The following is a 19863-nucleotide window of genomic DNA, read 5'->3' on the forward strand; positions in this document are numbered from 1 at the left end:
CCGGCCGGACACGGGGGAAAGCAAGCATGACTGCGGCAATAGGCATCGAACGAGCGAAGACGTGGACGCGTCCTGTGACCAGGCGCGTGGCACCGGGGCCGAATCAGGGCCCCGAAGTCATCCGCAGGCGCATTCCGGTCAACAGGCTGCAGGCGCTGATCTCGCTGGTCGGCTTCGTGGCCGTCTGGTGGGCGGTCACCGCTACCAAGCTCATCAACCCGCTGTACCTGCCGAGCCCGGGTGCTGTGTGGAATGCCTTCATCAAGGCCAACACCTGCAATCCGATCGCCGCCGGATCGACGCGTATCGTCTGCGGCGTGCAGCAGTACTTCCTGTGGCAGCATCTGCTGATGAGCCTCGAACGCATCGGCGTCGGACTCGGCTTCGCCATCGTCGCTGGCGTGCTGGTCGGCTTCCTGCTGTCGAGCGTCGCATGGCTCAGCCGCGTGGTCATGCCGTACATCAACTTCGTGCGCGCCTTGCCTCCGCTCGGCTACATCGGCCTGCTCATCGTATGGTTCGGCATCGGCGACACCACCAAGATCTGGCTGCTGTTCCTCGCCGCCTTCCCGCCGATCGTGCTCGCCACCATCGACGGCATCAAGGGCGTGAGCAAGGACCGCATCAACTCCGCGCTATCGCTGGGCTCCTCGCGACTGCAGCTGCTGTCGCTGGTGGTCCTGCCGAGCGCCCTGCCCAGCGTGCTCAACGGCATCCGTCTCGCTGTCGGCTTCGCGTGGACCACGGTCGTGGCCGCCGAGCTCAACAACGGCATCCCGGGCATCGGCGCGCTCGCCTACCTGTCCGGCACGGAGATGAACACGCCGCTGACCATCGCCTGCATCATCGTGATCGGCATCGCGGCGCTCGTACTCGACGGCATCCTGCAGCTGGTGATCCACGCGCTCACGCCGTGGGTCGGCAAGGAGTGATTCCGGGGGAGTGGTGACGCGGACGGTGGGGGCCGTCCGCGAATCACAACACGTGGGATGTTTCACGTGAAACAACGACTTATCCGAAAACAATAGAAGGGGAAACCATATCATGTCTATCGATCTCAAGCGTTCCGGTTGGGCGAAGCGCGCACTCGCACTGGTGGCCACCGTCGCAGCCGTCGCATCGGTCGCGGCCTGCGGTCAGATGCAGACCGCCGATCAGGTGGCCGGCAATACTGACGCGAGCAATGCATCCAGCTCCTGTGTGACCAAGGAGAACACCGACTTCACCGGAACGCTGCGCATCGGCTGGCAGGCCATTCCGAACGCCGATCTGGTGGTCAAGGATCAGAAGCTGCTCGAAGCCTGCCTGCCGAAGGCCAAGGTCGAATGGAGCCAGTTCAACTCCGGCGCGGATACATTGCAGGCGTTCGGCGCCAAGTCGCTCGACATCGCGCTGCTCGGCTCCAGCCCGACGGTCAAGGCCGCCAGCGCGCCGCTGAACCTGCCGGTGCAGGCCGTGTGGATCAACGACGTGATCGGCGAGGCCGAATCGCTCGTCGCCAAGGACGGCATCACGTCCGTCAAGGATCTCAAAGGCAAGACGGTGGCCGTGCCGTTCGGCTCCACCTCGCACTTCTCGCTGCTTTCCGCGCTGCAGAACGAGGGATTGAGCGAATCGGACGTCAAACTCATCAACCTCGATCCGGACAAGATCCCCGCCGCATGGCAGCGCGGCGAGATCGACGCCGCATGGGTGTGGGATCCGGTGCAGAGCGAACTCAAGAAGGCCGGCGCGAAGCCTGTCACCTCCAGCGCCGAAACCGCCAAGCTGGGCGCGCCCACCTATGATCTCGAAGTGGCTGCGACCGACTTCATCAAGACCAACCCGTCCGTGCTGGAGACCTGGACCGCCGTGGAGAATCACGCCATCAAGCAGGTCGCCGCCAAGGATGGCAAGGCCATCGACTCCATTGCCTCCCAGCTGGGCATCGACCCGGATCAGGTCAAGCAGCAGCTCGCCGGATACGAGTACCCGGACGCGAGCGAACAGGCCAAGACCTTCGCGGACGACCTGCCGGCGACCTTCAAGAAGACCGCCGAATTCCTCAAGCAGCAGAACGGCATCGACGCGGTGGGCGACAGCTACGACTCCGCGCTCTACGCCGACGCGATCGAGCAGGTCGCCAAGGAGAACTGAGGCGATGACCGTTACATCGACAACCGGTACGGAGAACACGGGCGATCAGGGCGGCGTGGTCATCCGCCACGTCACCAAGACCTTCGACACCGAACGGGGCGAGAAGGTCACCGCATTGCACGACATCAACCTGACCATCGCCAATCACGATTTCATCTGCGTGGTCGGCCAGTCGGGGTGCGGCAAGACCACATTGCTGAGCATGCTCGCCGGATTCGAGAAGCCCACGGAGGGCGAGCTGCTCATCAACGGTCGGCGCATCGAACGCCCCGACGCCAAGCGCGGCGTGGTGTTCCAGAAGCCGCAGCTGTACCCGTGGCTCAACGTGCGTCGGAACGTGGAGTTCGGCATGAAGGTGCAGGGCGTGGATCGCGCGCGTCGCGAACGCATCGCCGGCGAGTACCTCGAGATGGTGGGTCTGTCCGACGCTGCAGATCGCCGCCCGTACGAGCTGTCCGGAGGCATGCAGCAACGTGCACAGATCGCGCGCGTGCTCGCCGCCGATCCCGACCTCATCCTCATGGACGAGCCGTTCGGCGCGCTCGACGCGTTGACCCGCGAGAACCTGCAGGTGGAGCTGCGCCGCATCTGGCAGGAGAAGCGCAAGACCGTGTTCTTCATCACCCACAGCGTCGACGAGGCGATCTTCCTCGGTACGCGCGTGATCGTGATGACCGCCCACCCCGGCACCGTCAAGATGGACGTGCCGGTGACCGTGCCGCGCGACCCCGACCATCCCGAGGATATCGACGCGGTGCGCAACACCCCGCAGTTCATCGCGCTCGAGCACGAGATCTCCGGCGCGATCCACCACTGACCCACTGACCCTCAGTACCAACTAGGTCACCCATCAGGAACCGGGCCCGACGACCCGGTTCCCACCTCTGGTTTTCTCTTTGCACATGAAAGGGCGTTTTGATGACGTCAACAATGCAAGCGCAAACACAGTCGCAATCCAAATCAATATCCTCACCAGTGCCGAGGAATCGCACGGCGTCGAAGTCCGCAACAAAGTTCCTGGTCTTCCCTGTCGTCACGCTCATCCTCGCTCAGATGGGCACGTCCGGCGACAACGGCGCTTTGGCCATCGCCACATCGGCGTTGACAACTCAGTTGCACGCGAACATGGCCAGCATCCAGCTGTCGAACATGATGTACCCGCTGATCGCCGGCTCGTTCATGGTGGCCGGCGGGTTCATCGGTACTCTGTTTGGGTGGAAACGAACCTTCCGCGTCGGCGCGGCGCTGTGCGCGATCGGCGAGCTGATCTCCGCACTGTCGCCCAACATCGACGTGTTCAACTGGGGTGGCCGCACGTTCGTGGGACTCGGCGCGAGCCTGCTGATCCCGTCCGTGCTTGGTCTGATCCCGAAGATCTATGAAGGCAAGCATCGTGCGCTGGCATTCGGTTGCGTAGGTGCCGCTGCAGGTGGCTTCTCATCGTTCCTGCCGCTCGCATTGGGCATCGTGATGGGCCTGAGCGGATTCCGCGTGGTGTACGGTGTGCTGTCGGCATACTTCATCATGCTGCTGTTGCTCTCGCTTCGTCTGCCGAGGATCTCGAAAACCGAAGTGAACCACAAGTTCGACGTGCTGGGCGTCACGCTCGCGGCCATCGGATTCTTCCTGGTGCTCTTTGGTCTCTCGCGCATTTCGGCATGGGGACTACTTGAGGCGTTCCCGCAGGCTCCGTTCACGGTGTTTGGACTGTCTCCGGCGATTCCGCTGGTCATCATCGGCGCGATCGTGCTGGTCGTGCTCGGCGTGGTGGAGAAGGGCGTCGAGGAGCGCAACGGCGTGGCTTTGTTGCCGCAGTCGTTCCTGAAGACCCCGCAGGTGCTTGCAGGTCTGTATGCATGGCTGATCACCTTCCTGTTCCTTGGAGTCCAGGGCATTCTCATGGGACCGTACCTGCAGCTGGTGGCCGGATGGTCTCCGGCCAAGGTCGGCGTGATCTCCGTCCTGTCCGGATTGCCGACGATTCTCGTGGCGATCGGATTGCCGAAGCTCCTGCCGAATGCGAATCCGAAGCGTGTGATCCAGCTGGGATACATCGTCATGATCGTGGCGTTGTTCATCCGCTCGTTCTCCATCACGCTGCATAGTGCGATCGAATGGCTGGTGTTCGTCGGTACGATCGTCACCGGTATCGGCGTCGGTCTCATCAACTCGCAGGCGTCGAACGTCGTCGCATTGGCGGTGAACGAGCGTGACGCCTCGCAGTCCGGTGGAGTGCAGGGCGTAGCACGCAACATCGGCCAGGCGCTCGGCGTCGGCATTCTTGGAGCGGTACTGCTGTTCGGCATCACCGCGAATGTGGGCAATGCCGTGAGGAATTCTCCGGTGATCTCTTCCGATGTGGCGTCCGCGGTGACGAGCAAGAGCATCACGTTGGTCGGCGACGAGGAGTTCGAGAAGGAGATCGCCGACGTTGGCGCCACGCCTGAGGAGAAGACCGAACTGGTGAGAATCAACGCCGAGCAGCGATACAACGTCACGCGTTCGGCCTACGTCGTCGCCGCCGCGATCGTGGCGTTCGGCCTGTTCACCACTCGCGGCATCACCAAGTTCGGTGAAGCCGCGGAGCAAGACGAACGTAGCGAACGGTAGAAGGGCCTCGGGCATGAGTCTGCACACAAGTCACACACCGAGGCTGTTGTACGGCGGTGTCATCCTTACGATGACGCCTGACTTCGAGCGATGTTCACGTCCGGAGGCGTTGCTCACCGACGCCGATGGGCGCATCGCGTTCGTCGGCTCCCTCGATGAGGCTCGGGCCCATGCCCGAAGTATGACGACCTCCGTACAGGAACGGGATCTGCAAGGCGCGACCTTGCTGCCGGGATTGATCGACCCACACAGTCACTTCTCCGGGATATCGCAGTATTTCACGGCGGCCGATCTCACCAGATCGACGTCCATCGATGACATCGTCATGCGATTGCGGTATTTCGCGTTGCGCAGAGGCGTCTCCACGTCGGATGACGGGGTGATTCTCGGTGTCGGATACGATACGCATCTGATCGCCGAACGGCGTCATCCGAATCGCCATGATCTCGATCGGGTGTCGACGGATGTGCCCGTTCTGGCCGTGCACGTGTCGAGTCATATGCTGGTCGCCAATTCGAAAGCGTTGGACATCGCCGGCATCACACGCGATACGCCGGACCCGGCCGGTGCGCGGTTCGGTCGCGAGGTCGACGGAACGCCGGATGGACTGTGCCAGGAGCCGAATGCCATCTTCGCGGTGTATCGCGCGCTGGGCAGTCGTATGAATGTCGACCCTCTCGCTCTAGCCGATGACATGCAGGACGAGTATCTGTCTCATGGCATCACGACTGCTCAGGATGGCGCGACGACCGCCGGCTGGGCGGACAATCTCGATACGCTCGCCCAACGGGAACGACTTCGACTGGACGTGGTCTCCTACCCGATGTATGGGGAGCCCGTCGCGGACATTCTTGCCCAGCATCGCTACTATGTCGGACCGCGTTACGTGAATCATCTGCGTATTGGCGGGCTGAAGCTGATCCTCGACGGATCGCCGCAGGGACGCACGGCGTGGGTGTCCGAGGCGTATACCCCGGGGCCTGAAGGCACCGATTTCCACGGCAATCAGGCGGTCGGAGACGATGCTGCGTACGATTTCGCACGCACGGCGATTGACTCTGGATTGCAGTTAATGGCGCATTGCAACGGGGACGCGGCTTCGGAACAGTTCCTTGATGTGTACGAGCGTGCGTATGCGGATTCGCCGAACGCGCATAAGGACGGATTGCGTCCGGTGATGGTGCATTGCCAGCTGACACGACGGGATCAGTTCGCTCGCATGCCGGCACTGCATATGGTGCCGTCGTTCTTCGTGTCACACTGCTGGTATTGGGGCGATGCCCACCTGCGTAATTTCGGTCCGGCTCGTGGCCGTCGGATTTCGGCGGTCCGGGATGCGGCCGATTTCGCTCTGCCCTTTACCTTCCATACGGATTCGCCGATCATCCGTCCCAATCTGTTGGAGGCGGTCTGGTGTGCGGCGTCGCGGCGCACCAGCAATGGCGTGCTCTTGGACGAGTCGCAGCGGATCGGCGTTGCGGATGGATTGCGCGCGATCACGGCGAACGCCGCATTCCAGTATGGCGAGGAACATGACAAAGGCACACTGGAAGCCGGCAAATTGGCTGACCTATGCGTGCTGGAGCGAAATCCCCTTACGGTGCCGATCGGTGATGATGGTGCCCCGGAGCCGTCTCTTCGCGATATCCACGTAGTGCGTACCTACAAGGAGGGCGATCAGGTATGGCCCCGCAACGAAGATGAATCCTCTGTCTGATCTGTCTCCTCTGTCTAATGGGCGGGATAGCCACCGCTTGAACGGATTGGGCATGATTTACCTCCCGTCACAGGTCACCCGGTCACGATCGTAGGCGACTTATAAAAGATATAATACTTATAAAAAGTTATAAAACGGGGCAAGTCCCCGTTTACGTACGCTGAGTGGTGGTCAGTGTACGGGGAACGGGAGTATCGGCGGATAATCACCCGTATTCGTACGCCTGCGTCGTGGCAGCATACGAATGCGGGTGATTCAGTCGGAATAGCCACCAGCAACGTACGCCTGCGTCATCTCAGCGTACGGTGGCGGGGAGTTGGAGTTTCAGTCGGAATCCTTGTAGAGGGCGTCGGCGGCCAGACCGGAGGCGAGGACCATGTCGCGGATCTCGTTGAACAGGGCGTCGTCGAGCTTGATGTCGCCCATCGGATAGTCGCGGTCCAAGGCATGGTACTTGCCCTCGCCGAACCGGTGATAGTGCAACGGCTGATAGGTGATGTTCGCCTCACGGCCGCCGAGCCCATGCAGGAAATCGACGATCGCCTCGATATCCTCAAGCGAATCGTTGAACCCCGGGATGATCGGCGTGCGTACCAGCTTCGGCAGCTCGGGGTGATCGGCGCACAGTCGCGTGAAATTGTCGAGGATGCGCTCGTTGCTGTATCCGGTCCATTCGCGATGGACTGCCGAATCCATCGACTTGATGTCGAACAGCACGTAGTCGAGGTGTTCGGCCGCGCTCGCGAGCGAGGCGTACGGGGCGTATCCGCAGGTTTCGATGGCGGTGGTGATGCCGCGTTCGTGAGCGCCCGCGAGCAGGTTCGTCAGGAACGTCCGATGCGCGAGCGGCTCGCCGCCGGAGACCGTGAGCCCGCCGCCGGAACGGTCGAAGAAGACCTCGTCGCGTTCGACGATGTCAAGGATCTCGTCGATCTGCATCGGTCTGCCCTCAAGCGTGATCGCCTTCGACGGGCACGCTTTGGCGAAGCGGGTGATCGCATTGAGATCGAGTTGGTCGAGTACGTCCCGATCAAGGGAGATAGTCGCCGAATCGTTGACACCGGCATCGCCGTCGACCCGGTGTACCGCCGACGGGCACGCCAATGCGCACCGGTCACAGCCCATCGAGGCGATGCATTTGTCGGCCACGTAGCTCACCTCCGGGCCGAATCGCTGCGATTCCGGATTGCTGCACCAGGGGCATCGCAATGGGCATCCCTTGAGGAAGACGATCGTGCGGATGCCGGGGCCGTCGTGCAATGAATAGTGCTGGATGTTGAACACCATCGCCGAGTTCTTCGGGGCCAGACGCCGCCATTCGCCGGTGGGGCGGAGCGAGGCCTCGCGGTCTAAGAGGATACGTTCGGTGAGTGCGTGCTGCATGGTGTGACCAGACTTGTGTATGTGACGGATGTGTGATGGGCATGGGCGTGGACATGGCAGGTGCCCGGGGCACATGTACATGTGAAAGGGGTGGTCATGGCAATCGCGTCATGACCACCCCATTGGCGTGACAATCACACGAGCATCGGCGGACTAGAACGCTTCCTGCTCGTTGCGGGAGATCAGCTCGTCCTGCAGGTCCTTGGACAGCTCGGTGAAGAACGCCGAGTAGCCCGCGATGCGCACGATCAGGTTGCGATACAGCTCGGGGTGCTTCTGCGCCTCGCGCAACGTCTCGTTGTTCATCACGTTGAACTGCACGTGCCACAGCTTCAGGTCACGCCACGTCTCGATGAACTCGACCAGCTTCTCGGTGCCCTCGCGGCCGGCCACGCAGCCCGGGGAGAGTTTGATGTTGAGCAGTCGGCCGGCGTGCTCGTTGTGATCGAAGTTCTTGGTCAGGTAGTTCGACAGCAGGATCGCGGTCGGACCTTCGTGGTCGGCGCCCTGCGCGGCGGACGATCCGTCGGACAGCGGCGTGAACGCGCGACGGCCGTCAGGCGTGGCGGACACCACCTTGCCGAAGGGCACGTGGCTGGTGAACGGCACCAGACGGATGTCCATGTGCACGCCGATCTGCTCGGAGTACTTGGCGGTGAACTCCTGGGCGGTGCGGTCGAGGATCTTGCCGATCTCGTCGGCGTACGGGTCGTCGTTGCCGTAGGCCGGCGCGTTCCTCAGCAGCTGACGAATCACCTCGTAGCCCTCGAAGTCGTGCTCGCACGCCTCCTTGAGCTCGTGCAGGCTGATCACGTGCTCCTCGAACACGAGCTTCTTGATGGCGGCGAGCGAGTCGATCACCGTGGCGAAGCCCATGTATTCCAAGTATCCCAGATCGATGCCGCCGGGGATCTTCGGCTGATGCAGGTCGATGCACGATTCGCGGCACAGCTTCTGCAGCATCGACCCCAGCGGGGTGGCGAAGTGTTCGGCGCGCAGGCGGATGATCTCGTGCTGCTGGATGAACGCGTGCTTGAGCAGGTTGTTCTGCTGCCTGAGGAACGCGGCGAACAGGTCGTCGAAGCTCTGGAAGTCCTCGAACTCGCCGGTCTCCAGACCGAGCACCTCATCGCCGTACTTGAGCATGCGGCCGTTGTACATCACCATCTCCAGCGCGGCCGCGAAGTTGATGTACGCGTTCGGGCTGGTGTAGGTGTCGCGGTTCGGCATGCGGCATTCGGCGCAGCCGGACACGGAGTAGTCGAGCGCCTCGTCGAACTTCGCGCCCTTGCTCAGCAGCAGCGGCACCACGTCCTCGTCGTTGAGCAGCTTCGGGAAGCCCTCGCCGCTCTTGATGGTCAGGGCCACCTCGCGCAGGTAGCGCTTCGGCGAGCGCGTGTGGATGCGCGCCGCGAGATCCGGGTAGTTGAGCGGGAACTCTCGCTTCGACTTGAGCAGGATGTACGTCAGCTCGTTGGTCGCGTCGTAGCCTTCGGGGGTCTGGCCTCCGATGGTGACGGCCTCCCAGTGGGCGTAGCCTCGTTGAACGCGCCGCCCGCGTCGGACAGGTACAGGTCGATGTACTGGGCCATGTCGACCCACATGCATTCGAACAGCTCCTGCGCCTCGTCGGCGGTGATGCGTCCCGCCTCCTTGTCGGCCTTGTAGAACGGGTAAAGGTACTGATCCATGCGGCCGTTGGAGATGATCGTGCCGGTCTTCTGCTCGATGCGGCTGAACAGCTGTGTGAACCACTGGCTCTGCATCGCCTCGTAGAAGGTGCGTGCCGGGTGTTCGGGCACCCAACGGCAGGTTTCGGCGATGCGCTGCAGTTCGGCGGCGCGCTTCGGATCGCCCTCCTCGGCGGCCTGACGTTCGGCCTCGTCGGCGTGACGGTTGGCCCACAGGATGATCGCGTCGGCCGTGAGGATCTCCGCCTCGAGGAACGGTCGCTTCTCGCAGTTGTCGATCGGCGAGAATTCGTCGAGCTGCGCCAGACGCTCCTGCGCCTCGGCGCGCAAGCCGCCGAATCCCTTCTTCAGCACGATCTCGTAGTCGTGGACCCACTGCAGGCTGGAGCGGAACGATGCGGTCTCGTTGACCACGTAGCGGGAGGTCAGCGCCTCATCCGGATTGTAGGTGAGCTTCATCGTCTCCGGGCCGAGCGCCTTGGCGAGGTCCTCGTGGAAGGTTTTGCCCTTCCAGTACGGGGCGATGTCCTCGATGATGGTCTTCGCGTCTTCCGGCGCGATGTCGAACGGCGAGCTTTCGCGCGTGGGCAGCTTCTTGATGGCGAGGTCGAGCGTATCGCCGTCGAGTTCCGGGTAGAGCAGTCCGTAGCGGCCCTCGCCGCCGCCGCGGCCGACGATCAGCTGGTCCTTGTCGACGTACACGGTGGCCTTCTCGGCGTAGTGGTACAGCGCCTTCGCCCAGCGCAGCACCAGCGGCTCGCCTTCGGTCTGGCGGAAGCTTTCGGTGAACAGCAGTCCTCGTTCGACGTCGACGTGCGGCTTCTGCGCGCGGACTCGCGCCAGAATGTCGTTGGCTCGCGTGTGATGGGCGGGCTGCGCCTGCTTGTTCTCGATCTGCTCCTGGATGCGCGTCTCCTGCGGCGAGAGAACGGTTGTGCTCATAGGTGTGTATTCCCCCTGATGAAAATGTGATGCCTCCACCGCATTGAAACCCCCGATTGCGGTGATTACCGGCCATTGTATGGGCGATTCGAGGGGCGACGGGCGGCATCGGGAAGGAATCGCTATAGCCAAATGCTATGGCGCATCATAAGGTGCGTACGGCCCCCTCTGACGAGGGGGCTGGCAGCCGAAGGCTGACTGGGGGAGAGACAGGGGAAGAAGACATGCCGTTGATAATCGGCGATAAGCAGCGTCTATAGGCCTCCGCCGTGCCGCGCGATGCCGCTGACGTCATAATGGGATATCGGCCGGCGGATCGGGGAAGACGGCCGGCATCGGCGCAATCCGCGCGCATACGATCACACGAAAGGTGGCAACACAGGTGGGGGACTTCGCTCGTCAGTCTGCACGACAGATTCATTTCAACGGCTTCGTCAAGGACTGCGTGGGGCACCAGTCCTCGGGCATGTGGCGCTATCCGGGCGATCGCTCGGCGGACTACACCAAACTCGATCACTGGATCGAACTGGCCCGACTGTTCGAGCGGGGCAGGTTCGACGCGATGTTCATCGCCGATCTGGTCGGCTATTTCGACGTGTACGGCGGCAACGTGGACTCCGCGCTGCGCACCGCCTCCCAGCTGCCGATCAACGATCCGACCACATTGGTCTCCGCGATGGCGGCCGCCACGCACGATCTGGGATTCGGCGTGACCGCCGGCGTCTTCTACGAGCATCCGTACACGTTCGCCCGGCGCATGAGTTCGCTCGATCACATCACGAACGGCCGCGTCGGCTGGAACGTGGTGACCGGGTACCTGCCCTCCGCCCTGCGCAACATGGGACAGCAGGACATCCCGCACGACAAGCGCTACGACTACGCCGACGAATACATCGAGGTGCTCTACAAGCTCTGGGAGGCTCGTGGGAGGACGACGCCGTCGTCAGGGACAAGGCCCACGACGTGTACGCCGACCCGGCGAAGGTGCATCCGATCAACCATCACGGCGAGTTCTTCGACGTGCCCGGCATCCACCTGTGCGAGCCGTCGCCGCAGCGCACGCCGGTCATCTTCCAGGCGGGCGGATCGCCGCGCGGCATCCGCTTCGCCGCCGAGAACGCCGAGGCGATCTTCGTGACCGGGCCGACGCCGGAACTGGTGGCCCCGACCGTCAGGCAGATCCGCGATTCGCTCGAGGCCGCCGGTCGCGGCCGATACGATGCGCGCATCTTCATGATGCTCACCGCGATCACCGCCAACACCGAGCAGGAGGCGTGGGACAAGTACCACGACTACGAGCGGTACGCCTCCACCGAGGGCGCGCTGACGCTGTACTCGGGCTGGATCGGCACCGACCTGTCGAAGTACGATCTCGACCAGCCGCTGGACGACATCGAATCGAACGCCATCCAGTCGACCGCCGCCAACATGCAGAAGGTGACCGGCGACGACGGCAAGCGATGGACGGTGCGCGACATCGCCATCAGGCGCGCCATCGGCGGCAACAGCCCGGTGGTGGTCGGCTCGGGCGAGCAGGTGGCCGACGAGCTGCAGCGCATCGTCGAACTCGCCGACGTGGACGGGTTCAACCTCGCCTACGTGACCAATCCGGGCACGTTCGAGGACATCATCGACTACGTGGTGCCGATCCTGCAGGAGCGTGGCGTCTACCAGACCGAGTACGCGCCCGGCACGCTGCGCAACAAGCTGTTCGGCGCGGGCGATCATCTCAAGCCGACGCATCCGGGGTACCGGTACAAGGTTTCGAAGTGAGGCAGTAATCGGCTGAATTTCGGCTGAATTCCAAGGGCTGATAAGGGGTTCAAGATTTTAGGTCTAGTCAATCTCCCGATTTCGGCCCGTCATGGCAGTGCGGATGCGCGATACTGGAGGCTACGCGCGGTCAGGTTGGGGTTTGACCGCGGCGTAATCCACATCTACGAACAACAATCACGGGCCGTCACGGCTCGAACGCATAGAAACACCACATATCGGGGGAACAAGGGGAATGAACGCATCCACGAGATCATCTCTGGCAGGCAGAGTCATCAAGGCGGCGGCCACGGCGGTCGCTCTGGTCATGACGCTGGCCGCCTGCTCGAGTCCGAGCGCGCTGATCGCCAACGCGAGTGACAAGTCGAAGGGCAGCAACAGCGGCAGCACCACGACCGTGCGCATCGCCGCACAGCCGTACCCGCTGTATTCCGACATCTGGGTCGCCTACGAGGAGGGGTATCTGAAGGAGGAGCTCGCCAAGGCCAAGGCCAGCTTCACGTGGGATTCGTTCAAGAGCGGCCCGCTGGTCAACGAGGCGGTCGCGGCCGGTAACGCGGACGTCGGCTACATGGCCGATCTGCCGGCGATCATCGCCAAGTCGACCGGTCAGGACATCAGCATCGTCTCCAACGTGGCCTACGGCGAGAAGGCGCTGGCCGTGCTGGTGCCGAAGGATTCGCCGATCAAGTCGGTCGCCGACTTGAAGGGGAAGAAGGTCGGATACGCCGTCGGATCCTACGCCGAGCATCTGCTCGCCCTGCTGCTGAGCAAGGACGGCCTGACGCTGAACGACGTCACCTCCGCGAACCTGTCGGCCGACGATCAGGTCGCCGCCCTGCAGAACAAGAGCGTCGACGCGATCGTGATCTGGGAGCAGTACATCACCAAGCTCGAGGATGACGGCACGGCCCGCGTGCTGGCGGACGGCACCGGCATCAAGCGCGGCAACATGATCACGTACTTCACCACCGACTACGCCAAGCAGCATCCCGAGGTGGTCAAGGCGTACAACCGCGCCGTGCAGCGCGGCGCCGACCTCATCAACAAGGATCCGGACAAGGCGGCCGCCGCGGTTTCCAAGGACTTCGGCGTGAGCGCCGATCAGCTCAAGACGATCTGGACCCGTCTGACGTTCACGACCAAGCTTGAATCCGCGGACATCGACGCGATCAAGCAGGTCGAGGACTTCGCCTGGAAGAACGGCATCCTCAAGTCCGAGGTCGACGTCGACAAGCTGATCGACACCAGCTATCAGAACTGACTGCTCCTCCCCGAGAAGCGGGACTGAGGGGCAGTCAACAGAGCGCAATGAACGAAAGGTGGAAGTGCAATGGTGGAGAAGGTAATCGCCGGGTTGCCGGCATGGGTGCACGGACGCTCCGAGCGTCCGGCACGTCCGGAGGTCGTCGGTGAGGTCGTGAGCGGCAAGACAGCACAGACCGGGGCCGTCGGGACGACCGAGAAGACGGCCGCTCGCAGACGACGCAAGGCGTCGACGCTCGGACTGACCGGCGTGACGGGGTGGCTGCTGTACCTGGTGCTGCCCGTCGCCATCGTGGCCCTGTGGTCGCTGTACGGCTCGGCCGGTCAGACGCAGTCCTACTCCATGGCCACTCCCCAGCAGATCGTCGCGGCGGCGGTCGAATACGCCACCGACGGCGAACTGCTCATCAACATTCTGGTGAGCTTCACGCGTGTGCTCGAAGGATTCCTCGTGGCACTCGTCGCGGCCGCCGTACTGGGCGTCGCCGCCGGCATCTCCCGCAGGTTCGAGCGCTTCATCGACCTGGTCATGCAGGTTCTGCGCCCGATTCCGGGCATCGCGTGGATCCCGCTGGCGATCCTGTGGTTCGGCATCGGCGAGAACTCGAAGATCTACATCATCTTCATCGGCGCGTTCTTCCCGATGTTCGTCAACATCGTCGACGGCATCAAGGGCATCGACAAGCGCTACTTCGAACTGGGCGAGGTGTACGAGATCCCGAAGTGGCGGTTCATCCGTCAGGTGGTGATCCCCGCGGCCCTGCCGCAGATCCTCACCGGCATCCGCCTCGGCCTGTCCGGCGCGTGGATCTGCGTCGTCGCCGCCGAGATGATCGGCGCGACCTCCGGCGTGGGCTTCATGCTCTCCGATGGCCGTTCGATGTCCCGCCCCGACGTGGTGATCCTCGCCATGCTCCTCATCGGCGTGATCGGCAAGCTCATGGACGACGTCGTCGAATGGCAGCGTCGACGCATCGTCAAGTGGCTGTGAGCGTGTGTGCATGACTGACGACATCATCGACATCCGTCACCTCACCAAGGTGTTCCACACCGACAACGGTGACGTGGAGGCGCTGCACGACGTCACGCTCAACTTCCCGCGAGGCGGATTCACGTCGATCATCGGACCGTCCGGCTGCGGAAAATCCACGCTGCTGCGCATCATCGGCGGACTCGACACCGACTACGACGGCGAGGCGCTGATGGACGGCGAGCCGATCCCCGGACCGGGGCGCGACAAGGGCTTCGTGTTCCAGGATCACCGCCTCCTGCCATGGCTGTCGGTGCGCGAGAACATCCGTTTCGCCCTGCCGCCCGAACATAAGAAGGACGACGGGCTGATCCAGTCGAACATCGATCTGGTGGGTCTGACCGGCTTCGAGGACGCGCTGCCCAAGCAGCTGTCCGGCGGCATGTCGCAGCGCGTCGCCATCGCGCGTGCGCTCGCCAACCGGCCGAAGATCCTGCTGCTCGACGAGCCGTTCGGCGCACTGGACGCGATCACCAAGATCAAGCTGCAGGACCAGCTGCTGCGCATCTGGCAGAGCGAGCACATCACGATGGTGATCGTCACCCACGATATCGATGAGGCCGTGTATCTGGGGCAGACCGTGGTCGTGATGAAGCCGCATCCCGGCGAGATCAAACGCGTCGAGCATATCGACCTGGGCTGGCCGCGCCAGCGCATCGGTGAGGCGTTCAACACCGCCAAGGACTCGATCTACCAGGAGTTCTTCGCCACGAACTGACTGTGTTCGTTATGCACTGTGTTCGTTATGCACACGGGCATGCCGCTATTGATTCCTTCGATAGCGACATGCCCGTTTTTGCTGTAATGGCGAGCTTGCCGGCGGCGGAATCGCCCGCTTAGAATCAAACCAACACGGCGCAGTCAAGCGCATCGGAACCATGAAAAGGATGTCGGGGGACATCCGGAACCGATACGGGCGGTCGGCGAACCCAGCCGGCCGACGGGGCAGACGCCGTGGAACGTCACCATTCGAAGTCAAGCAGAGGGGAAGAATATCGTGACCGCATCAACCGTACCGTCGACCGCCACAGGGGCGTCGACGAAGCAAACGCAGAAAACCAAAGTGAAGGAGGCCGTTCCGGCCGCCGCCGAGGGCAACAAGATCCTCGGCAGCGAGGACTGGTGGGCCGTGTTCATCGGCCTCGGCATCGTCGTGCTCGGCTTCGTGCTGTGGGCGGCGGGCAGCTCGCTCAACCTGTTCGCGGCGAAGATCCCCGGCTGGGGAACCTGGTCGTTCCTGTTCGGCGGCGGCGACGTGACCAAGAACGGCGCCACCACGCACGCGGCCGGCCTCGCCGAACGCTGGCCGAACATCCTGCTGCTGTTCGTCCTGTTCGCGGCGGTCTTCGGCATCGCCGCCTACTTCCTCAAGCTCAAGGTCTCCGCCTTCCTCGGCGGATTCCTCGCGCTGTTCATCCTGAGCTTCGCGGTCAACGTGTTCAGCACCTCGAAGTTCGCCTCCTCGTACAACCTTGAGGCCCCGCTCGTCGCGCTGGTCATCGGCCTGATCATCGGCAATATCGTCAACGCGGAAGGCTTCTTCGGCGGCGCGCTGCGCACCGAACTGTATGTGAAGGTCGGCATCGTCCTGCTCGGCGCGACGCTGCCGTTCACCACGATCCTGTCGGCCGGCCCGGTCGCGTTCCTGCAGGCCACGTTCATCGCCGTCTCCACGTTCCTCGTCATCTACTTCGTCGCCTCGAAGGGCTTCGGCCTCGACAAGCGATTCGCCGCGACGCTCGGCGCGGGCGGCTCGATCTGCGGCGTCTCCGCCGGCATCGCCGTGGGTTCCGCCGTCAAGAGCCGCAAGGAGCACGTCTCCGCGGTGATCTCGATCGTCGTGGTCTGGGCGATCATCTCCATCTTCCTGCTTACGGGCCTGTCCAAGGCGTTCGGCCTGCCCGACGGCGTGGCCGGCGCGTGGATCGGCACCTCCGAGTTCGCCGACGCGGCCGGCGTGACCGCCGCCTCCAGCTTCGGCGAGCAGGGCATCGCGGCCTTCACCCTGATGAAGGTCGTCGGCCGTGACATCTTCATCGGCGTGTGGTGCCTGATCCTGGCGTTCATCGCCATCACCTACTGGGATCGTCAGGATCGCGTCGCCGAGGCCAAGGCCGCCGGCAAGGACGTGAACGCGCTGCCCAAGCAGAAGCTCGACGTCTCCCAGATCTGGCACCGCTTCCCGAAGTTCGTCATCGGCTTCTTCGTCGCCTCGATCTTCCTGACCATCGTCATCGCCACGGCCGGTGCGGGCTCCTCCGCGAGCATCAGCAGCGACCTGATCGCGCCGGTCAAGGAGCTGCGCACGTGGGCGTTCACGTTCACGTTCCTCTCCATCGGCCTGACGACCCGATTCAAGCAGCTGTCTTCGCTCGGCTGGAAGCCGATCGCCGCCTTCAGCATCGGCGCCGTGGTCAACATCATCCTCGGCTTCATCCTGTCCGCGGTGCTGCTGCCCGGCTTCTGGTCCACCATCTCCGTCGCCGCCTGACGTTCGGCCTCAATCAACCAACCAAACGGCACCGGGAGCTCCTCCGGATTCTTCCGGACAGTTCCCGGTGCCGTTTCCATATCTTCCAAATCCCGTAAGGAGCCAACATGTCCTTCACTGATCTGCTTGCCCGCCCGCGCGAGGCCGATACTTCCGGCACCACCTCCGACTCCGGTCTGCCCGTCGTGTGGCATGTGATCGTCGACATCCCGTTCGCGAACTGGACGCTGCGCCGCACCGGCGTCACGCTGGAGGACGCCGCCGAGGATCTACGCCTTCGATCGGCCCGCCTGGCCCGTGCTCAGGCGGTGCTCGCCACGCTGCGCCGCGTCAGCGACTCCGACGACTGGCAGGTCTCGATCACACAGCACGGCATCCGCGCCGAACGTGATGGGGAGCCCTTCGAACAACTCGACCGGCAGCTTACCGACGCCGGATTCACCGCCGACGACTTCATCGTCCACGTCGAATACGCCCGTTCCTGGGGCATGCTTTAGTTCACAAGCAGGCGTTCGATGGCCGTCTGGAGGACATTGTCACGCAAACCGGGAGACACCGCCGTTCCTCCGTCGGCTTCGACCGCCGCGGTGGTGCTCGGACCGAGCGTGTAGTACGCGAGGTCTGCCGCAAAGCACTGCGGGATTCGCTGCATGATGGACCGCAGTCGACGGTAGGCTGAGGGGCTCGTCACGAGGATCCGGTTGATGCGGCGGTTGGCGGTTGGCGGTTGTTGAGCGTTCTCGGTATTGAGACCTGCGGCGTCTTCGGTGCGATTCGGGTCGGGGGCAATCGCCGCGTCAATCGCTTCGCATGCGCGCGATTCGCATTCGTCATCCCAATGATTCTCGTAGATCCGCACGCGTTCGACGTCATCCGGCAGTGCGTTGTGCGCCACGGACAGCGAACCGCACAGATGCACCGCATGCCGGTATCGCATCCTCTTGAGCAGCGCTGCGACTCCGCGCTGGTTCTCCTCCGGCGGAGTGAGGATGGCCGCCTTCGTGCCGGTGACCGTGCCGGCGGCCCTTGCGGTCGCCGCCATACGCTCGCTGAGTACGATCAGCGTGGGGGAAGGCGCATCTTCGCCAGTGCCATCTTCGCGCCACTCGGGGTGGGCGAGATAGATGTTGAGCGCGAAGCCGCTGGTGATCACGATGACGTCCGCATCGCGGATCGCGCGCAGGCCGGCGTCGCCCGGATCCACGGCGCGCAACTCCTTGAGCGGACAGTACACGGGTGCCGCGGTCGAGGCGGCTGCCAGTCGACGCTGCTGTTCCCGATCGACCCGCCGTTGTTCGATGGTGAGCAGGATCGATCCCGATGCCGATGAGTCATGCACAATGATGATGATACGTTTGCGGATGCGTCGATATATGTCGCATACGGCGATCGGTGAGACGGATGGCGCATGAGCCCGCCCAGACACGACTGGACACGACTGGACACGACAGAAAGAAGGGGTACACGGCAATGAGCGATGGATTGGTGTCGTTGGTGGGGGCCGGCCCGGGCAGCGTGGACCTGCTGACCCTGCGCGGCAAGGACCGCATCGAGAAGGCCGACGTGATCGTCTACGATCGTCTCGTCAACCCCGAACTGCTCGACCTCGCCAGACCCGACGCGCAGCGCATCGACGTGGGCAAGTCCGCGCACCATCACCCGGTCAAGCAGCGTGAGATCAACGATCTGCTCGCGCGCCTCGCCAAGGAGGGCAAGCGCGTGGTTCGGCTCAAATCGGGCGATCCGTTCGTCTTCGGCCGCGGCGGCGAGGAGCGCGAATACCTCAAGGCGCAGGGCGTCGAGGTGGAGGTCGTACCCGGCATCACCAGCGCGATCGCCGGTCCGGCGGCGGTCGGCATTCCGGTCACGCATCGCGACTACGCGTCGAGCTTCCACGTGATCGCCGGACATCGCAAGCGCGAGGGGCACGAGCTTGACTGGAACAACATCGCCCACATGGAGGGCACGCTCGTGTTCCTGATGGGCATGGAGTCGTTGGGACGCATCGTCGAGAACCTCGTCGCCAACGGCATGCCGGACACGACGCCGGTCGCCGTGATCCAGTGGGCCACGCGTGCGGATCAGCGCGCCGTGGGCGGCGACCTCGCGACCATCGAGCAGCGGGTCGAACAGGCCGGACTCGGCGCCCCCGCCCTCATCGTCGTCGGCGGAGTCGCCTCCCTCCTCGACGCGTAAATCGCCTCGCCAAGGCGTGACTACACTTGGAAATCGTTGTGGGATGTATCGGAATGCAACGGAAACGAGTGTGGACAATGACTACTGTGAACGCGAACGATAACGCAACCATGAACGCGGCCAACGACGAGGACGAGCCGCTCACCGCTCCGGGCACGAGCCCGTATCCGGTCGACCTGCGCGTCGCCGGCGAGCCGGCCGTCGTGGTCGGCGGCGGCAGGGTCGCGACCCGCAAGGTCACGCACCTGCTCAACGCCGGCGCGAAGGTCACGGTGATCAGCCCGGAGCTGGACGAGGCGCTCGCCGAGCGTGCGAAGAATGGCGAGATCGCCTGGCAGGCCAAGGACTACGAGACCGGCGATCTCGCCGACGCCCGCGTGGTCATCGCCTGCACCGACGACCGGGACGTGAACCATCAGGTCGTGGCGGACGCGAAGCCCGGTCAGCTGGTCAACAACACCGCCGACCCGCAGGAATCGGACTTCTTCAACGTGGCGGTCATCGAGCAGGGCAAGCTGATCGTGACCGTCTCCAGCAAGGGCGTCGACCCGGCTCTGGTGCGCCGCGTCAAGCAGCGTCTGGCGGGTGTCCTGCCGGATCTGCTCGCCGGCGAGGAGTGATCGACCGG

Annotated in this window: 17 protein-coding genes and 1 pseudogene; 14 read left to right on the forward strand and 4 right to left on the reverse strand. The window is 63.6% G+C overall.

Translation table 11 applies throughout. From position 1 onward, the window contains the following. Positions 1–26: 26 nt before the first annotated feature. The 5 genes from BCAL_RS07130 (at position 27) to BCAL_RS07150 (ending at position 6463) form a co-directional block, all read left to right on the forward strand. Positions 27–932 carry an ABC transporter permease gene (locus tag BCAL_RS07130; RefSeq protein WP_081887337.1) on the forward strand — a complete coding sequence of 302 codons (906 nt, stop codon included), beginning with the start codon at positions 27–29 and terminating at the stop codon, positions 930–932. A gap of 112 nt (positions 933–1044) precedes the next feature. Next, positions 1045–2136: a taurine ABC transporter substrate-binding protein gene (locus BCAL_RS07135; protein WP_043166041.1), complete on the forward strand. Its 1092-nt coding sequence runs from the start codon at positions 1045–1047 to the stop codon at positions 2134–2136. 4 nt (positions 2137–2140) lie between these two features. Then, positions 2141–2953 (forward strand): ABC transporter ATP-binding protein, encoded by an 813-nt coding sequence (locus BCAL_RS07140; protein WP_043166043.1) that lies wholly within the window; start codon positions 2141–2143, stop codon positions 2951–2953. A gap of 158 nt (positions 2954–3111) precedes the next feature. After that, the gene (locus BCAL_RS07145) at positions 3112–4746 is read left to right on the forward strand and encodes an MFS transporter (RefSeq protein WP_052119157.1); all 1635 of its coding nucleotides are present in this window, start codon (positions 3112–3114) and stop codon (positions 4744–4746) included. Positions 4747–4816: 70 nt separating this feature from the next. Beyond that, a complete protein-coding gene (locus BCAL_RS07150) occupies positions 4817–6463 on the forward strand; it encodes an amidohydrolase (RefSeq protein WP_202961954.1) in 1647 nt (548 codons plus the stop codon). Between the two features lie 324 nt (positions 6464–6787). Here the strand turns inward: BCAL_RS07150 and BCAL_RS07155 are convergent, their stop codons facing one another. The 3 genes from BCAL_RS07155 to BCAL_RS13755 form a co-directional block, all read right to left on the reverse strand. Then, on the reverse strand, positions 6788–7846 hold the full coding sequence (locus tag BCAL_RS07155) for a glycyl-radical enzyme activating protein (RefSeq protein WP_081887339.1): 1059 nt from the start codon (positions 7844–7846) through the stop codon (positions 6788–6790). A gap of 153 nt (positions 7847–7999) precedes the next feature. Further along, complete coding sequence (locus BCAL_RS13960) at positions 8000–9358, reverse strand: pyruvate formate lyase family protein (protein ID WP_274518255.1); 1359 nt, start codon at positions 9356–9358, stop codon at positions 8000–8002. After that, positions 9313–10479, reverse strand: coding sequence for a pyruvate formate lyase family protein (locus BCAL_RS13755; RefSeq protein ID WP_238549657.1), 1167 nt, complete (start codon positions 10477–10479; stop codon positions 9313–9315). Before BCAL_RS13755 ends, BCAL_RS13960 begins: the two co-directional genes overlap by 46 nt. Before the next feature lie 466 nt (positions 10480–10945). On the opposite strand from BCAL_RS13755, the pseudogene BCAL_RS13965 reads away from it, so the two are divergent. The 7 genes and pseudogenes from BCAL_RS13965 to BCAL_RS07190 all read left to right on the forward strand — a co-directional run. After that, positions 10946–11374, forward strand: a pseudogene (locus BCAL_RS13965) (LLM class flavin-dependent oxidoreductase); the annotation flags it as partial. A 68-nt stretch (positions 11375–11442) separates the two neighbouring features. Further along, the gene (locus tag BCAL_RS13970; RefSeq protein ID WP_274518252.1) at positions 11443–12252 is read left to right on the forward strand and encodes an NtaA/DmoA family FMN-dependent monooxygenase; all 810 of its coding nucleotides are present in this window, start codon (positions 11443–11445) and stop codon (positions 12250–12252) included. A 235-nt stretch (positions 12253–12487) separates the two neighbouring features. Then, positions 12488–13516 carry an aliphatic sulfonate ABC transporter substrate-binding protein gene (locus BCAL_RS07170; RefSeq protein WP_052119158.1) on the forward strand — a complete coding sequence of 343 codons (1029 nt, stop codon included), beginning with the start codon at positions 12488–12490 and terminating at the stop codon, positions 13514–13516. A 69-nt stretch (positions 13517–13585) separates the two neighbouring features. Further along, the gene (locus BCAL_RS07175; protein ID WP_081887340.1) at positions 13586–14509 is read left to right on the forward strand and encodes an ABC transporter permease; all 924 of its coding nucleotides are present in this window, start codon (positions 13586–13588) and stop codon (positions 14507–14509) included. A 10-nt stretch (positions 14510–14519) separates the two neighbouring features. Beyond that, positions 14520–15266 carry an ABC transporter ATP-binding protein gene (locus BCAL_RS07180; RefSeq protein WP_043166111.1) on the forward strand — a complete coding sequence of 249 codons (747 nt, stop codon included), beginning with the start codon at positions 14520–14522 and terminating at the stop codon, positions 15264–15266. Positions 15267–15545: 279 nt separating this feature from the next. Continuing rightward, positions 15546–17039, forward strand: a complete 1494-nt coding sequence (locus BCAL_RS07185; RefSeq protein ID WP_202961957.1) for a YeiH family protein — start codon at positions 15546–15548, stop codon at positions 17037–17039. 107 nt (positions 17040–17146) lie between these two features. Beyond that, positions 17147–17536, forward strand: coding sequence for a hypothetical protein (locus BCAL_RS07190; protein ID WP_043166051.1), 390 nt, complete (start codon positions 17147–17149; stop codon positions 17534–17536). Here BCAL_RS07190 and BCAL_RS07195 read toward each other — a convergent pair. After that, a complete protein-coding gene (locus BCAL_RS07195; protein WP_043166053.1) occupies positions 17533–18378 on the reverse strand; it encodes a uroporphyrinogen-III synthase in 846 nt (281 codons plus the stop codon). The genes BCAL_RS07190 and BCAL_RS07195 overlap by 4 nt on opposite strands. Positions 18379–18509: 131 nt before the next feature. On the opposite strand from BCAL_RS07195, the gene cobA reads away from it, so the two are divergent. Next, positions 18510–19235 carry a uroporphyrinogen-III C-methyltransferase gene (gene cobA / locus BCAL_RS07200; protein ID WP_052119159.1) on the forward strand — a complete coding sequence of 242 codons (726 nt, stop codon included), beginning with the start codon at positions 18510–18512 and terminating at the stop codon, positions 19233–19235. A gap of 77 nt (positions 19236–19312) precedes the next feature. After that, a complete protein-coding gene (locus BCAL_RS07205) occupies positions 19313–19855 on the forward strand; it encodes a precorrin-2 dehydrogenase/sirohydrochlorin ferrochelatase family protein (protein WP_160268291.1) in 543 nt (180 codons plus the stop codon). The last annotated feature ends 8 nt before the right edge of the window (positions 19856–19863 follow it).

The sequence above is a fragment of the Bifidobacterium callitrichos DSM 23973 genome, assembly GCF_000741175.1.
Classification (GTDB): domain Bacteria; phylum Actinomycetota; class Actinomycetes; order Actinomycetales; family Bifidobacteriaceae; genus Bifidobacterium; species Bifidobacterium callitrichos.

Bases quoted from the DNA above. Each gene is read 5' to 3' on its own strand.
- BCAL_RS07130 (WP_081887337.1), top strand. From the start codon at position 27: ATGACTGCGGCAATAGGCATCGAACGAGCGAAGACGTGGACGCGTCCT.
- BCAL_RS07135 (WP_043166041.1), top strand. From the start codon at position 1,045: ATGTCTATCGATCTCAAGCGTTCCGGTTGGGCGAAGCGCGCACTCGCA.
- BCAL_RS07140 (WP_043166043.1), top strand. From the start codon at position 2,141: ATGACCGTTACATCGACAACCGGTACGGAGAACACGGGCGATCAGGGC.
- BCAL_RS07150 (WP_202961954.1), top strand. From the start codon at position 4,817: ATGACGCCTGACTTCGAGCGATGTTCACGTCCGGAGGCGTTGCTCACC.
- BCAL_RS07155 (WP_081887339.1), bottom strand. From the start codon at position 7,846: ATGCAGCACGCACTCACCGAACGTATCCTCTTAGACCGCGAGGCCTCG.
- BCAL_RS13755 (WP_238549657.1), bottom strand. From the start codon at position 10,479: ATGAGCACAACCGTTCTCTCGCCGCAGGAGACGCGCATCCAGGAGCAG.
- BCAL_RS07170 (WP_052119158.1), top strand. From the start codon at position 12,488: ATGAACGCATCCACGAGATCATCTCTGGCAGGCAGAGTCATCAAGGCG.
- BCAL_RS07175 (WP_081887340.1), top strand. From the start codon at position 13,586: ATGGTGGAGAAGGTAATCGCCGGGTTGCCGGCATGGGTGCACGGACGC.
- BCAL_RS07180 (WP_043166111.1), top strand. From the start codon at position 14,520: ATGACTGACGACATCATCGACATCCGTCACCTCACCAAGGTGTTCCAC.
- BCAL_RS07190 (WP_043166051.1), top strand. From the start codon at position 17,147: ATGTCCTTCACTGATCTGCTTGCCCGCCCGCGCGAGGCCGATACTTCC.
- cobA (WP_052119159.1), top strand. From the start codon at position 18,510: ATGAGCGATGGATTGGTGTCGTTGGTGGGGGCCGGCCCGGGCAGCGTG.
- BCAL_RS07205 (WP_160268291.1), top strand. From the start codon at position 19,313: ATGACTACTGTGAACGCGAACGATAACGCAACCATGAACGCGGCCAAC.